Source organism: Nonomuraea sp. NPDC050691 (assembly GCF_040654455.1).
Lineage (GTDB): Bacteria > Actinomycetota > Actinomycetes > Streptosporangiales > Streptosporangiaceae > Nonomuraea.
Map to the genome: position 1 here is coordinate 1 of NZ_JBFAIA010000038.1, position 14,167 is coordinate 14,167.

A 14,167-nucleotide genomic window follows, 5' to 3' on the forward strand; every position below is an offset into this window, starting at 1 on the left:
GGGCTCGGGCCGCTGCTGCGAGAGGAGGGCCGCGTGCCCGGCCGCGACCTGCTCCTGGCGTCGTGCGTCGACAGCCAGGCGATGCAGCTCGCCGACCCGCCCATCACCGCCATCGACCTGCGGCCCCGCGAGGCCGGGGTGCGGTGCGCGGCGCTGCTGTTCGACCTGCTCGCCGGGCGCGCGCAGCCGGGCGCCGAGCGCGTCCACCCCATAGAGCTCCTCGTCCGCGACTCCACCCGCCGCGCCTGACCCCTCCCGGCACGCCTTCCCCGTTCGCAAACGCTTTCCCAGGTCCGCGCCCCACGTCCCGGCCGTGAACGCGCTCTCTCACGCCCTTCGATCGTTACCTCCCAGCAATTGACAGCTATGGGTGAGCTTGGCGACTCTTGCGAGAGAGCGCTCTCTCAGCCGGATCATTCCCCCCGCCACGACCCCGGAGGGTTCCCCATGCCTCCTCGCCTCCAGCGCCTGACCGTCCCCCTCCTCACCGCCTCTCTCCTGGCCCTGGCCACCGCCTGCGGCGGCGGAGGTGACACCGCCGGGACCGCCGCCGCCAAGCCGGGAGAGAAGATCAAGCTCACCGTCGGCCTGTTCGGCGACTTCGGCTTCAAACCGCTCTACGAGGAGTACAAGAAGACCCACCCGGACATCGAGATCACCGAGAACGTCACCCAGTTCAACGACCACCACAACAACCTGGTCAAGCGCCTGGCCACCAACGCCGGCGCGAACGACATCGAGGCCGTCGAGGTGGGCTACATCAGCACCTTCACCGCCCAGCCCGCCAAGTTCCACGACCTCAAGCAGTACGGCCTGGACAAACGGCAGGGCGAGTACCTCGACTGGAAGTGGCAGCAGGGCCTGAGCAAGCAGGGCGGCCAGCTCCTCGGCCTCGGCACCGACGTGGGCGGCCTGGCCATGTGCTACCGCAAGGACCTGTTCGCCAAGGCCGGCCTGCCCACCGACCGGGCCGAGGTCGCCGCGCTCTGGCCGACCTGGGAGCAGTACATCGAGACCGGCCGGAAGTTCGCGGCGGCCGGCGTGGCGGGCGCCAAGTTCGTCGACAGCCCCGGCGAGATCCTCCGCGCCATGGTCAACCAGGCCCCGACCGGCCTGTACGACGACCAGGACCAGATCATCGTGGGCTCCAACCCGGACGTGAAGAAGGCGTGGGACCTGTCCAACCAGCTCACGTCCGAGAAGCTGACCGCCAAGCTGGCCGCCTTCTCCCCGCCGTGGAACACCGGCTTCGCCAAGGGCTCGTTCGCCACGATCATCTGCCCGGCCTGGATGACCGGCTACATCCAGGAGCAGGCCAAGGACGCGAGCGGCAAGTGGGACATCGCGACCGTGCCCGGCGGCTCCGGCAACAGCGGCGGCTCCCACCTGCTGATCCCCAAGCAGAGCAAGCACCCCAAGGAGGCGGCCGAGCTGATCGACTTCCTCACCTCCAAGGAGAACCAGGCCAGGGTCTTCAAGGAGGAGGGCACGTTCCCGTCGATCCCGGCCCTGTACGACGACCCGTCGATCCAGAGCTTCACCAAGCCGTTCTTCGGCGACGCGCCCATCGGCAAGATCTACTCGGAGGCCGCCAAGGCGCTCAAGCCGCAGCACCTCGGGCCCAAGGAGGCCGAGGTCCGCGTCGTCATCGGCGACGGCCTGGGCCGGGTCGAGCAGGGCAAGCAGACCCCCGACCAGGCCTGGGCGCAGGTCCTCGAGGACGTCAAGAAGATCCGATGAGCTCCCTCCCCCTCGCCGTGGCCCGGCGGCACCGGCGGGGCGTGCGGCACACCCTCGACGTGAGGGTGTCGCCGTACGCCTACGTCGCGCCGTTCCTGCTGCTCTTCTGCGCCTTCGGGCTGTTCCCGCTGGCCTACACCGCCTGGGTGAGCCTGCACGACTGGACGCTGCTGTCGGACGAGCACGCGTACGTGGGCGCCGCCAACTACGCCACGCTGCTGGCCGACGGCTACTTCTGGAACGCCGTGGTCAACACGCTGTCCATCGGCGTCCTGTCCACCGCGCCGCAGCTCCTCCTCGCGATCTGGCTGGCTCACCTGCTCAACCGGCCGCTGCGGTTCCAGACGCTGTTCCGGGTGTCGCTGCTGCTGCCCAACGTCACCAGCGTGGTGGCCGTCGTCGTCATCTTCAGCCAGCTCTTCGGCCGTGACTTCGGGCTGATCAACTGGGTGCTGTCCTGGTTCGGCGCCGGCGCGGTGGACTGGGCGGCGGGCACGGCCACCTCCCACGTCGCCCTGTCCACGATGATCATGTGGCGCTGGACGGGGTACAACGCGCTGATCTTCCTGGCGGCCATGCAGGCCGTCCCGCGCGAGCTGTACGAGGCGGCCACCCTTGACGGCGCGAGCGGGTTCACCCAGCTCCGCAGGATCACGCTCCCGATGATCCGGCCGACGATCGTCTTCGTGGTCGTGGTCTCCACGATCGGCGCCATGCAGATCATCGCCGAGCCGCTGCTGTTCAGCGCGAGCAGCGGCGCCGGCGGCGTCGGCGCGAGCGGCGGGCCCGACCGGCAGTACCAGACGCTCGCGCTGTTCGTCTACGAGCAGGGCTTCACCAAGTTCGACTTCGGCTACGCCGCGGCGGCCTCCTGGCTGATGTTCGTCGCCGTGGTGCTGGTCGCGGGGGTCAACTACCTGCTCACCCGCCGGATGAGGGGCGGCCTGGCATGAGGCTGCGCCACCTCACCCTCGTCGCGGTGGTCTTCTTCTCCGCCTTCCCGCTCTACTACAGCGTGGTCGTGGCCTCCCGGCACAACTCGGCGCTGGCCCAGGTGCCGCCGCCGCTGCTGCCGGGCGGCAACCTCCTCGCCAACGTCACGCGCGTCTTCGACACCGTGCCGTTCGGCCTGGCGCTGCTCAACTCGGTGCTGGTCGCCGGCTCCATCGCGGTCGCGGTGATGTTCCTGTCCACGCTGGCCGGGTTCGCGTTCGCCAAGCTCCGCTTCCGGGGCCGCAACGCGCTGCTGCTGGTGACGGTCGCCACCATGACCGTGCCGGCGCAGCTCGGCATCATCCCGCTCTACCTGCTCATGGTGAAGCTGGAGTGGACCGGCACCATGTACGCGCTGGTCGTGCCCGCGCTGGTCAACGCCTTCGGGGTGTTCTTCATGACCCAGTTCCTCTCGCGCGCCCTGCCGGGCGAGCTGCTGGAGGCGGGCCGGGTGGACGGGTGCACGACGTGGGGGCTGTTCTGGCACGTCGTGCTGCCGGTCGCGCGGCCGGCGGCGGCGGTGCTCGGCATGCTGACCTTCATGTCGGCCTGGAACGACTACTTCTGGCCGCTGGTCGTCCTCACCCCGGACAACCCGACCGTGCAGGTGGCCCTGTCGACCCTGGCCAGCGGTTACGTCAACGATTACGTGCTGGGCCTGGCCGGCACGGCGGTCGGCACCCTCCCCCTCGTCCTCGTCTTCGCCCTGTTCGGCAGGCAGATCATCGGCGGAATCATGCAAGGAGCGGTCAAAGGATGATGTTTCCGGAAAGCTTCGTCTGGGGGGCCGCCACGGCCTCCTACCAGATCGAGGGGGCGGTCAAGGAGGACGGGCGCGGCCAGTCGATCTGGGACGTCTTCTCCCACACCCCCGGGAACGTCGCGGACGGCGACACCGGCGACGTCGCCTGCGACCACTACCACCGCCACACCGGCGACGTCGCGCTCATGCGGGAACTGGGACTGGCCGCCTACCGGTTCTCCGTGGCCTGGCCGCGCGTCCAGCCGGACGGCACGGGCCCCGCCAACCCCCGCGGCCTCGCCTTCTACGACCGGCTCGTGGACGAGCTGCTCGCCGCCGGCATCACCCCGTACGTCACGCTCTACCACTGGGACCTGCCCCAGGCGCTGGAGGATCGCGGCGGGTGGGCCGCCCGCGACACCGCCCACCGGCTGGCCGACTACGCCGAGGCCGTGCACGCCCGGCTGGGCGACCGGGTGCGCCACTGGACGACGCTGAACGAGCCGTGGGTCTCCGCGTACCTCGGCTACGGCAACGGCGTCCACGCGCCGGGCCGCCGCGACCCGGCGGCGGCCATGCGCGCCGCGCACCACCTGCTGCTCGGCCACGGCCTCGCGGCGGCCCGGCTGCGCGCGCTGGGCGCCGAGCAGCTCATGCTCGTCGTCAACTCGGCCCCCGTGCTCACCCCCGCCCAGGTCGGCGACCCGTCCGCGGTGCCGGGCGAGGCGGACGCCGCGGCCGTGGAGCGTGTGCACGCCCTGCTGACCCGGCAGTTCCTCGACCCGGTGGTCCACGGCCGCTACCCGGAGGCGGTGCTGGAGGCGGCGGGGCGCAACGGCGGCACCGGCCACATCCAGGACGGCGACCTGGAGCTGATCGCCGTGCCGATCGACCGGATCGGCGTGAACTACTACAACCCGTGCGTGGTCGAGGCGGGTCCCGGCGAACCGGCCGACGCCGCCTGGCCGGGCGCGGAGGACGTCGGCTTCCGCGGCGTCGACGTCCCGCCCACGGCCATGGGCTGGCCGATCGTGCCGGACGGGCTGTCGCGGCTGCTCCTCCGGCTGTCGCGCGACTACCCGGGCATCCCGCTCATGGTCACCGAGAACGGCGCGGCCTTCGAGGACGTGGTCGTGGACGGCCGGATCCACGACGCCGACCGGGTCTCCTACCTGGAGGGACACCTGCGCGAGGCGCACCGCGCCATCGAGGCGGGCGCCGACCTGCGCGGCTACCTCGTGTGGTCGCTGCTGGACAACTTCGAGTGGGCCGAAGGGTACCGGCGCCGGTTCGGCATCGTCCACGTCGACTACGCCACCCAGGCCCGTACACCTAAGGACAGCGCGCTGTGGTTCAGGGACGTGATCGGCAGGAACGGGCTGTAGATTCCTTGCGTGTTCTCCCTCTCCCTGGTGCTGACGTGAGGCGGCCGACCCTGGAGGCGGTCGCCGCCCGCGCCGGGGTCTCCCGCGCCACCGCCTCCCGGGTCGTCAACGGGCAGACGACCGTGGCGCCGCAGATCCGCGACGCCGTGCTGCGCGCCATCGACGAGCTGGGCTACGTGCCCAACCCGGCGGCGCGCAGCCTCGTCACGCAGCGCACCGACTCGGTCGCGCTCGTCGTGTCGGAGCCGCCGACCCGGGTGTTCTCCGAGGATCCCCTGTTCTCCACGGTGATCCGCTCGGCGAGCGTCGAGCTGGAGACCGTCAACAAGCAGGTGGTGCTCATGCTGGCCTCCTCGGCCAGCAGTCACGCGCGGGTGGAGCGCTACATCGCGGGCGGGCACGTCGACGGGGTCATGCTCATCTCCATGCACGGGGCCGACCCGCTCCCGGCCGCGCTGTCCCGGCTGCGCGTCCCGGTCGTCTCGTACGGCCGGCCCGCCGTCCCCGTCGACATCCCGTACGTCGACAACGACAACGTGGGCGGGGCCGAGCTGGCGGTGCGCCACCTGGTGGCCGCGGGACGGCGGCGGATCGCCACGATCGCCGGCCCGCAGGACATGATCGGCGGCCAGGACCGGCTGACCGGCTACCGCAACGTGCTGCGCGACTCCGACCGCCGCTCGATCGTCGCGGTCGGCGACTTCACGCGCGAGTCGGGCGCGGTGGCGATGCGCCAGCTTCTCGGCGACGACCCGGGCCTCGACGCGGTGTTCGTGGCCAACGACCTGATGGCGGTGGGCGCGCTCCAGTCGCTGCGGCAGGCGGGCCGCCGGGTGCCGGACGACGTGGCGGTGGTGGGGTTCGACGACATCGAGGCCGCCCGGTACACCGAGCCGCCACTGACGACGGTCCGCCATCCGGTGGTGGAGCAGGCGACGGCGATGGTGCGGCTGCTGCTCGGGCTGGCGGAGGGCGGCCCGGCCGATCCGGTGATCCTGCCGACGGAGCTGGTGGTGCGCGCGTCGGCCTGACGTCGTTCAGCCCGGCGGCTCCTGTGCCGGGGCGGGCCGCCGCTGCCACGGCAGCCGGCCCTCCAGCTCCACCTGGAGCGAGAAGCTGAGGAACGTGCGGACCGCCACGATCACGGCCAGCACGCCCACGCTCCCGAACGTGGGCGAGACGGCCACGGTCCTGATGATGTCGGCCGCCACCAGCAGCTCCAGGCCGAGCAGGATCGCCCGGCCCACCCCCTGCCGGAACGTCGCGTAGAGACCGGCCACCCGGCGCGTGCGGACGTACCTCAACCCGAAGGCCACGCTCGCGACCAGGATGCCGGCGGCGATGACGAGCACACCGGCGAAGTCCATGACCTCGCCGATGATCTCGATGACGTCCTTCACGCCGCTCCCCCCTCGGCGTCTACATGCCCATCCGGCTCCCCTCACGATCTCAATCCGCCTGTGATCAACGACTGGGATGCTGGAGCTCCAGTCGAACCGCGGTCGATGGGAGCGTCATGCCGGTGCTTACGTCCAGGGCTCGGATCCGCCTCGCCGCCTCGGCGGCGGCGCTGACGCTGGCGGGCTTCGCGCCGCTCGGGGCGTCGTCCGCGGCGCGGGCGAGCGTGGACGTGGTCGACTACACCTGCACCGGCGCCTCCGTGCCGGCCCAGACCGTGCGCATCCGGGTGACGCTGACGATGCCGACCTCGGCCGTCGTGGGAGAGCAGTTCTCCATCATGTGGAGCGGCACGTACGAGACGGGCTCGGAGCTGAAGGCGCCCTCGACCGGGCTGCCCGCGGGGTTGAACCTCTACCCGCACGCCGGGATCTCGGGGTTACCGCAGCTCACCTCCGCCACCGGGACGGGTTCCCTCGGCGCCCTCACCCCCGGGCAGGCCCTCACCCTGCCCACCAGCGTGGCGATGAAGGCCACCGCTCGCAGCGCGGGCACCGGCTCCGTCCGGCCCGGGGCGATCAACATCGGGACGGCCGAGAACACGCCCCTGATCGAGTGCACGCCGACCAGTACCGGACAGCTCTCCGCGTACACGCTGACGGTCGCCGCCGGGGGCACGGACCCCGACCCCGACTCCTCGCCGTCCGACGACACCTCGGAGGACGAGACGCCGTCCGCCGACAGCTCCGACACCTCTGATGCCTCGGAGGACGAGACGGAGAGCACCCGCGAGCGTTCGTCCGTCGTCCCCAAGGCGGGGGCGGAAACCGGTGGCGGCGGCGAGGCCGGCCCGGACGGGCGGGCCCTCCTGCTGGGCGGCTCGGCGCTGATCGTGGCGGCGGGGATCGGCGGCCTCCTGACCCGCCGTCCCCGTCGCGGCTAGAGCGACTCGTCTAGAGGTCGGAGCGGGTGGGGAGGCCCTGCCAGTCGCTGGCGCTGCTCACGGCCGCCGCGCACAGCACCGTGCCGCGGTGCAGCCGCTCCTGGGGCGTCAGCCCGTCCAGCGCCGCGCTGATGTACCCGGCCACGAACGCGTCACCCGAGCCGGCCGTGTCCACGATCGGCACCTGGAGCCCCGGCGCGTCGTAGCGCATCCGGTGGGCGCGCACGCTGGCGCCCTTCATGCCCCGGTGCACCACCACCTCCCGCTCCGGCGTGAGCGCGGGCTTGACGAGGTCCAGCTCGTCCTGGGCGAGGAACAGCAGGTGGGACTCGCAGGCCAGCTCGCTCAGCACCTCCTCCGCCTCGCGTACCGAGGGCCACAGCTCCGGGACGTAGTCGACGGCGAACGAGATGACCACCTCGGCGGTGCGGGCGGCGCTCACGGCGGCGCGGACCGCTTCGAGCGCGCCCCGGCCGAGCCCCGCCGTCAGGCCGGTGACGTGCAGCATCTTGGCGGCCGCGATGCGGTCGATCGGCACGTTGCCCGGCGAGAGGGCCGAGCCGGCCGACCCGGCGCGGTAGTGGGCCACCTGCGGTTCCCGCCCCACACGCGACTCCCTGAGGAGCATCCCGGTACGGGCGCCCTCGCTGACCCGTACGTCGCCGACGTCGACGCCCTCGCCCCTCAGCACCGTGAGGACTCTCGCCCCCAGCTCGTCACCCCCGACCTTGCCGAGGAAGCAGGCCCGGTGACCGAGCCGGGCCAGGGCGATGGCCAGCGTGAACTCGGGTCCGCAGACGTCGAGCCGGGCCTCGGACTCGTGGCGGACCCGGCCGCTGGAGACCACTCCCAGCGCCTCGCCAAGGGTGTAGACGTCCGTCATGGGCGAGACTGTAGCCGGTCTGTGTATCTCCACAGGATTTTCTGGCTGATTGCCCAGGTAGCGTGAGTGATCGAATTTTTGTCGTAACTTTGCACAACCTTTTCCCCATATGGTGGCTCTAAGTAGTAAAAGCGAGCCGGCTTCCCGGGCCGGCTCCAGCGATACGGGGAGAGGAATCAGCACCCTCATGAGAAAGATCGCTGTAGGTATCGTCTCCGCCCTCGTGGGCGCGGCCATGCTCGTGTCGGGTGGCGGCGCCGCCATGGCCAAGACCAAGGCGTCCACCGTCGACATCAGGGACATCTCGCCTAACCCGGTTGTCGTCAAGGGCGACAGCGAGACGGAGGCGTTCTTCAAGGTCGACGCCAGCAGCGACGTGGACAACGTCAAGCTGAGCGTCACCCCCCTGGGCGTGCGCACGCTGCGCGCTCAGGAGGCCAAGCAGGTCGAGTCCTGGCGCTTCAGCGTCCCGTTCAACTCCGACGACCCCGCGGGCAAGTGGCGCGCCACCGCCCAGGCGTTCAAGGACGGCAAGGTCGTCGCGACCGACGAGGCCGTCTTCAGCGTCGAGATCCAGCAGGACAAGGCCGAGACGCGGATCTCCCGCTTCAGCGCCGACCCCTACAAGGTCCGCAAGGGCAAGTCGGTCTGGTTCTCCGGCCGTCTCCAGGTGGATGACGAAGGCTGGGAGGGCGTCCGCGGCGAGAAGGTGAACGTCTACTACCGCGCCAACGGCTCCAGCGGCTGGAAGTGGGTCGCCTCCGCCACCACCAAGTGGGGCGGCAAGTTCACCACCAAGAGCCGCGCCTGGAAGAGCGGGACGTTCAAGGCCGTCTACGAGGGCAACGACGAGCTCCAGGGCTCCGAGAGCCGCACGGACTACGTCCGCGTGATCTCCTGGCGTCACTGAGCTCGACCGGTCGTCACGACCGGTGAGCGCGATCCGGTCGTCATGACCGGTGAGCACAACTGAGCACGACCCGGCCGTCATGACCGGGCAGCACGTCCGAGCGCGAGCCCGGTCCCCACGGGGGCCGGGCTCGCGTCGTTCACCGGGCTCCCGCCTTCGTCGGGCTCGCGGTGGGCGGCCGTGAGAGGCGGCGCCCTGGGGGTAGCGTCGAAATATGGCTGACGACCTGCTGAAAGAGTTCGATCCGTTCGACATCTTCGACGCCGAGGCGGCCAGACTCGACCGGTTCTTCTCCGGTCTCGACGACGAGGGCTGGGACCGGCCGTCGCGGTGCGAAGGCTGGTCGGTGCGTGACGTCCTCGCGCATCTGGCGGGCGAGGAGCTCTACAACCACGCCTGCCTCGACGGCAACGTCCAGGACCTGCTGGCCCGCCTCGCCCGCGAGGGGGTGAACGGGTTCCACGACTTCAACGAGTGGTCCGTACGGCAGCGCCGGCCCATGCCCGTGCGTGCCGTGCTCGAGGAGTGGCGCGAGCAGAACGGCGACACCCGCCGCCGCATGCGCGAGCTGGGCGCCGACCACCTGATCGACACCATGGCCGGGCCGTACCCGGTGGGGCTGCAGACGTTCCACTACGACTCGGAGTACGCGACGCACGCCGACGACGTCGGCGCCCCGGTCACCGACCAGGAGATCGAGGGACGGACGCTGTGGCGGGTCGAGGTGGGGCGGTTCGCCCTGGCCGAGCAGGGGGCCGACGTCCAGGTCGAGCAGACGGCGGATGCGATCTGGGTGTACGCCGGCGGGGTGAGCGCGACGCTGTCGTACCCGGAGTTCGCCGAGGCGACGGTGGGGCGGCTCCCGGCCGGCCACAGGGTCGACCCGCGGCTCGCCGAGAGGCTGCGCTGCCTGGCCTGACGACCGGGGACCGCCTCGCGGGCGAACCGCCTCGTATGAGGTGTGGCTCGTATGAGGTGTGGCTCGTATGGATGTGGGAGGAGACATGTGGCTGCGTGACCGCTCGGGGACCGAGCCGTCGTCCGCGCGCAGCCCGCTGCGCGCCCGGCGGGCACTGTCGACGGTGGCGCTGGTGGCGGGGGTGACGGCGGCCGTGTTCTTCGCGTTCAGCGCGATGAGCACGGGCGCCGAGGTGTGGGCCTGGGAGGCGGCGATCGGCGCCGTGGTGGCGATCATCGCGGCGATCGACCTCGCGGTGGTGCGGCGGCGCCGCGGCCGGTCGGGCCGCTGAGCCCCACGCCGCTCCGGCCCGGCATGAGGGGCTGCTGAGCCCGGCCGTCAGGCGACGAGGACGGCTGTCAGGCGACGAGCACCGCCAGCGTGAGGAGTGCCACCACCAGCAGCACCGAGAGCACGATCAACCACACGTGGCGTCTCACCCAGCCGCGCGCTCGTTCCCCGTATGGCCGCATGTAGCCTTCGCCGCCTGCTTCGATGCTGTTGATCGCCGCGACGCGCCTGGCCAGGTCCGGGTCTTCCAGGGCCAGGGCGTGCTCGATCTCCGCGAGGATGCGGCGTTCCTTTCCAGTGAGACCCATCGAGATCACCATGCTCCCACGCCGGTGAAGGCTTTGTACCCACAAGTAATGGGGGCATGCGACCGCTTATGTCCGAACTGGGTCGTAAGTTTGTTCGGTCAGTTCTTGCCGTACCGCTGCCTGAAACGCTCGACGCGTCCGGCGCTGTCCACGATCCGCCCGCGGCCGGTGTAGAAGGGATGGCTCGCGGAGGAGACGTCCACGTCCACGACGGGGTACGTGCGGCCGTCCTCCCACTCGACGGTCTTCGCGCTGGTCACGGTGGACCGGGTGAGGAAGGCGAACCCCGCGCTCGGGTCGCGGAAGACGACGGGGCGGTACGACGGGTGCAGGTTCTTCTTCATGTCCCGCTCAACCGGGTGGCAACGGTTTTCATTCCCGCGCTTCCGGGTCCAGTCCGAGCACCGACCGGCCGCCGTCCACGGGCATCGTCACGCCGCTCACGAACGCGGCGTCGTCCGACAGCAGGTATGCCACGGCGGCGGCGATCTCGGCGGGGGACGCCACCCTGCCGAGCGGGTGCAGCCGCGCCATCTCCGCCTCGATCCCGGCCGCCCCCTCCGGGCCCCAGCGCGGCCAGGAACTCCTCGTACCTCTCCGTCGCCACCGACCCCGGCGCGACGGCGTTGACCCGGATGCCGCGCTTGCCGTACTCGACCGCCAGCGCCCTGGTCAGGCCCTCGATGGCGGCCTTCGCGGTGGAGTACGGCAGGCTGCGGGTGTGGACGGAGGCGTCATGGAAGACGGCGGCGTTGTTGACCCAGCCCGCGAGCGTGCCCGAATCCTGGGCCAGGTCGGCCGCCCGCTCGACGACGGCCTCGTCGGAGGCGTCGCCGACGACCGGGACCACCCCGTCGCCCGTCCAGGAGAGAGCGGCGGCGTCGCGCTCCACGGCCACCACGCTCACCGTCTCGCCGCGTTCGCGCCTGGCGAGCAGCCGCTCCACGACGGCCCTGCCGATCCCGCGCCCTCCGCCGGTCACCACGTACGACAAGCTCATGATCCCCACGCTACGCGGCCGACTTGGGGGAACAATCCAGGCCGATGGCCCCACACCGGGCCAGGGCACGGGGATTTCGGCATCGCCTTCGGCGAATCCGTGCGGGCGATCATCCCCGATCACGTAAGGTAGCCGCATGGATACCCCCATCGAGGTCCTGCACCGGGTGTTCGGCTACGACTCGTTCCGCGAAGGCCAGCAGGACATCATCGAGCACGTCGTGCAGGGCGGCGACGCGCTGGTCCTCATGCCGACCGGTGGCGGCAAGTCGCTGTGCTACCAGATCCCGGCGCTCGTGCGGCCCGGCGTCGGCGTGGTGATCTCGCCGCTGATCGCGCTCATGCAGGACCAGGTCGACGCGCTGAGAGCGCTCGGCGTGCGCGCGGGGTTCCTCAACTCGACGCAGGGCTTCGACGAACGGCAGGCGGTCGAGGCCGCGTTCCTGGGCGGCGAGCTCGACCTGCTCTATCTCGCGCCCGAGCGGCTGCGGGTCGACTCCACCCTGCGCCTGCTCGCCAGGGGCGACATCTCGCTGTTCGCGATCGACGAGGCGCACTGCGTGTCGCAGTGGGGCCACGACTTCCGGCCCGACTACCTCGCGCTGTCCGGGCTGCACGAGCGCTGGCCGGAGGTGCCGCGCATCGCGCTGACCGCCACGGCCACCCCGGCCACGCACGCCGAGATCTCCTCCCGGCTGGGTCTCGACCAGGCCAGACACTTCGTGGCCGGGTTCGACCGGCCCAACATCCACTACCGCATCACGGCCAAGAGCGAGCCGAGACGGCAACTGCTGGAGTTCCTGCGCACCGAGCACCCCGGCGACGCGGGCATCGTCTACTGCCTGTCGCGGGCATCGGTGGAGAAGATCGCCGAGTTCCTGGCCGACAACGGCATCCCCGCCGTGCCCTACCACGCGGGTCTCGACGCCGCCACCCGGGCCGCCCACCAGGCCCGGTTCCTGCGCGAGGACGGGCTGATCGTCGTGGCGACGATCGCGTTCGGCATGGGCATCGACAAGCCTGACGTGCGCTTCGTCGCCCACCTCGACCTGCCCAAGTCGGTCGAGGGCTACTACCAGGAGACCGGCCGCGCCGGGCGCGACGGCCTGCCCGCCACCGCCTGGATGGCCTACGGCCTGCAGGACGTCGTGCAGCACCGGCGCATGGCGCTGGAGGGCGACGAGGCGCACCGGCGGCGCCAGGTCCTCCACCTCGACGCGATGCTCGCCCTGTGCGAGACCGCCGGCTGCCGCCGCGTCATGCTCCTCGACTACTTCGGCCAGGAGCTGGAGAAGCCCTGCGGCAACTGCGACACCTGCCAGGCGCCGCCCGAGTCGTGGGACGCCACGGTCCCGGCCCAGAAGGTGCTGTCCACGGTCTTCCGGCTCGACCGGGAGCGGCGGCAGAGATTCGGGGTGGGGCAGATCGTCGACATCCTGCTCGGCAAGAAGACGGCCAAGGTGCTGCAGCACGGGCATGACTCGCTCACCGTGTTCGGCGTGGGGGCCGACCTGGGCAACGCCGAGTGGCACGGGGTGGCGCGCCAGCTCCTGGCGCAGGGGCTGCTGGCGGTCGAGCCGGCCCACGGCACGCTCGTGCTCACCGACGCGAGCGCCGACGTGCTGCGCGGGCAGCGCGAGGTCCGCCTGCGCCGCGACACCCCGCGTCCCGCCCGCTCCCGGCCGTCGTCCGGCGGGGGCTCCTCCTCGCGGCAGGCGGTGGAGCTGCCGGCGGAGGCGGCGCCCGTCTTCGAGCGGCTGCGCGCCTGGCGCGCCGCCACGGCCAAGGAGCAGGGCGTCCCGGCCTACGTCATCTTCCACGACGCCACGCTGCGCGAGATCGCCACACTGGCGCCCTCGTCACTGGCGGAACTGGGCAAGGTGAACGGAGTCGGGGAGAACAAACTGGCCAAGTACGGCGAACAGGTCCTGGAAACCCTGGCCTCGTGACACGGGCTCGGCGGCCGACCACGTGACGCGGCCTCACCCGCTGGGCTCGTCCGTTCGCCTGACCGGAGCGGACGCTTACGGACACCGATGGGGGCGGCGCGAGGCGGTGGCGACGGCCCCACGAAGAACGGTCGTCGCCACCGCGCTGACCCCGAAACCGGACGGTCAGCTTCACCGCCACATTAGCCGGACAATCGGCGTGGCGCTCTCGGCATCCCTCCGACCCGATACGTACAGTGATCATGAACTGTCGCTTCGTGGTAACAGGGGGAACCATGAGAAGCCTCATCGCCGCCGGCAGCCCGCTACTCATCGCCGCCGCGCTGGTCGGGACGATGGCGGGCCCGGCCGCCGCGGCCGCGCATCGGGACGACGGCATCGGGAACGAGTGCAGCTCGTCCTCACGCACCTCGTCCACCTGGGTGTACGCGGTCGACGACGAGGTGGTGTCCGGGTCCTACACCTCCGAGGTGTGCAAGAACCCCGCGATCGGCTGGCGCCCGTACTGGTGGGAGAACATCGTCACCGAGACCGACGACCTGGAGTCGTACGAGCAGTGACTCGTGAGCGGTGAGCGTGCGCTCGGCGACGCGCATCCTCGCGGCCGCCCGGCCACATGCTCGTGACGCCGGTCCGAGTCGCCCCTCGGACCGGCCTGCCGTACACCC

At 71.2% G+C, this 14,167-nt stretch carries 17 protein-coding genes and 1 pseudogene; 12 read left to right on the forward strand and 6 right to left on the reverse strand.

From position 1 onward, the window contains the following. The 6 genes from AB0H81_RS16945 to AB0H81_RS16970 form a co-directional block, all read left to right on the forward strand. A partial coding sequence (locus AB0H81_RS16945) for a substrate-binding domain-containing protein (RefSeq protein WP_358375241.1) occupies positions 1 to 249 on the forward strand: 249 nt, incomplete at its 5' end. 198 nt (positions 250 to 447) lie between these two features. Beyond that, positions 448 to 1,740 carry an extracellular solute-binding protein gene (locus tag AB0H81_RS16950; RefSeq protein WP_358375244.1) on the forward strand — a complete coding sequence of 431 codons (1,293 nt, stop codon included), beginning with the start codon at positions 448 to 450 and terminating at the stop codon, positions 1,738 to 1,740. Then, a complete protein-coding gene (locus tag AB0H81_RS16955) occupies positions 1,737 to 2,693 on the forward strand; it encodes a sugar ABC transporter permease (protein ID WP_358375247.1) in 957 nt (318 codons plus the stop codon). Before AB0H81_RS16950 ends, AB0H81_RS16955 begins: the two co-directional genes overlap by 4 nt. Continuing rightward, complete coding sequence (locus tag AB0H81_RS16960) at positions 2,690 to 3,493, forward strand: carbohydrate ABC transporter permease (protein ID WP_358375250.1); 804 nt, start codon at positions 2,690 to 2,692, stop codon at positions 3,491 to 3,493. The genes AB0H81_RS16955 and AB0H81_RS16960 overlap by 4 nt, the downstream gene beginning before the upstream one ends. Further along, positions 3,490 to 4,860 (forward strand): GH1 family beta-glucosidase, encoded by a 1,371-nt coding sequence (locus AB0H81_RS16965; protein WP_358375253.1) that lies wholly within the window; start codon positions 3,490 to 3,492, stop codon positions 4,858 to 4,860. Before AB0H81_RS16960 ends, AB0H81_RS16965 begins: the two co-directional genes overlap by 4 nt. Positions 4,861 to 4,895: 35 nt before the next feature. Then, entirely contained in the window at positions 4,896 to 5,891 is a 996-nt protein-coding gene (locus AB0H81_RS16970; RefSeq protein ID WP_358375256.1) for a LacI family DNA-binding transcriptional regulator, read from the forward strand. 6 nt (positions 5,892 to 5,897) lie between these two features. Here AB0H81_RS16970 and AB0H81_RS16975 read toward each other — a convergent pair whose 3' ends face one another. Next, positions 5,898 to 6,260, reverse strand: a complete 363-nt coding sequence (locus AB0H81_RS16975) for a DUF1622 domain-containing protein (protein ID WP_358375258.1) — start codon at positions 6,258 to 6,260, stop codon at positions 5,898 to 5,900. 116 nt (positions 6,261 to 6,376) lie between these two features. On the opposite strand from AB0H81_RS16975, the gene AB0H81_RS16980 reads away from it, so the two are divergent. Next, complete coding sequence (locus tag AB0H81_RS16980) at positions 6,377 to 7,201, forward strand: hypothetical protein (protein WP_358375261.1); 825 nt, start codon at positions 6,377 to 6,379, stop codon at positions 7,199 to 7,201. 10 nt (positions 7,202 to 7,211) lie between these two features. Here AB0H81_RS16980 and AB0H81_RS16985 read toward each other — a convergent pair whose 3' ends face one another. Next, complete coding sequence (locus AB0H81_RS16985) at positions 7,212 to 8,084, reverse strand: sugar kinase (RefSeq protein ID WP_358375264.1); 873 nt, start codon at positions 8,082 to 8,084, stop codon at positions 7,212 to 7,214. A gap of 187 nt (positions 8,085 to 8,271) precedes the next feature. Here AB0H81_RS16985 and AB0H81_RS16990 point away from each other — a divergent pair, with 187 nt between their 5' ends. From AB0H81_RS16990 to AB0H81_RS17000, 3 genes are all read left to right on the forward strand, one after another. Next, positions 8,272 to 8,994 (forward strand): hypothetical protein, encoded by a 723-nt coding sequence (locus tag AB0H81_RS16990; protein ID WP_358375267.1) that lies wholly within the window; start codon positions 8,272 to 8,274, stop codon positions 8,992 to 8,994. 214 nt (positions 8,995 to 9,208) lie between these two features. Next, complete coding sequence (locus AB0H81_RS16995) at positions 9,209 to 9,913, forward strand: maleylpyruvate isomerase family mycothiol-dependent enzyme (RefSeq protein ID WP_358375270.1); 705 nt, start codon at positions 9,209 to 9,211, stop codon at positions 9,911 to 9,913. A 67-nt stretch (positions 9,914 to 9,980) separates the two neighbouring features. Continuing rightward, on the forward strand, positions 9,981 to 10,244 hold the full coding sequence (locus AB0H81_RS17000; RefSeq protein ID WP_358375273.1) for a DUF6343 family protein: 264 nt from the start codon (positions 9,981 to 9,983) through the stop codon (positions 10,242 to 10,244). A 67-nt stretch (positions 10,245 to 10,311) separates the two neighbouring features. On the opposite strand, the gene AB0H81_RS17005 is transcribed toward AB0H81_RS17000, so the two are convergent. From AB0H81_RS17005 to AB0H81_RS17020, 4 genes and pseudogenes are all read right to left on the reverse strand, one after another. After that, positions 10,312 to 10,551 carry a DUF3040 domain-containing protein gene (locus tag AB0H81_RS17005; protein WP_358375275.1) on the reverse strand — a complete coding sequence of 80 codons (240 nt, stop codon included), beginning with the start codon at positions 10,549 to 10,551 and terminating at the stop codon, positions 10,312 to 10,314. 98 nt (positions 10,552 to 10,649) lie between these two features. Next, positions 10,650 to 10,895: a type B 50S ribosomal protein L31 gene (locus tag AB0H81_RS17010; protein ID WP_358375278.1), complete on the reverse strand. Its 246-nt coding sequence runs from the start codon at positions 10,893 to 10,895 to the stop codon at positions 10,650 to 10,652. Positions 10,896 to 10,923: 28 nt separating this feature from the next. Further along, positions 10,924 to 11,085 (reverse strand): SDR family oxidoreductase, encoded by a 162-nt coding sequence (locus AB0H81_RS17015; protein WP_358375280.1) that lies wholly within the window; start codon positions 11,083 to 11,085, stop codon positions 10,924 to 10,926. Between the two features lie 112 nt (positions 11,086 to 11,197). After that, a pseudogene (locus tag AB0H81_RS17020) lies at positions 11,198 to 11,701 on the reverse strand (SDR family NAD(P)-dependent oxidoreductase); the annotation flags it as partial. Here AB0H81_RS17020 and recQ point away from each other — a divergent pair. Together recQ and AB0H81_RS17030 are read left to right on the forward strand one after the other, a co-directional pair. Beyond that, positions 11,688 to 13,499: a DNA helicase RecQ gene (recQ, locus tag AB0H81_RS17025; protein WP_358375283.1), complete on the forward strand. Its 1,812-nt coding sequence runs from the start codon at positions 11,688 to 11,690 to the stop codon at positions 13,497 to 13,499. The pseudogene AB0H81_RS17020 and the gene recQ overlap by 14 nt on opposite strands. Positions 13,500 to 13,774: 275 nt before the next feature. Continuing rightward, the gene (locus AB0H81_RS17030; protein ID WP_358375285.1) at positions 13,775 to 14,059 is read left to right on the forward strand and encodes a hypothetical protein; all 285 of its coding nucleotides are present in this window, start codon (positions 13,775 to 13,777) and stop codon (positions 14,057 to 14,059) included. Positions 14,060 to 14,167 lie beyond the last annotated feature (108 nt).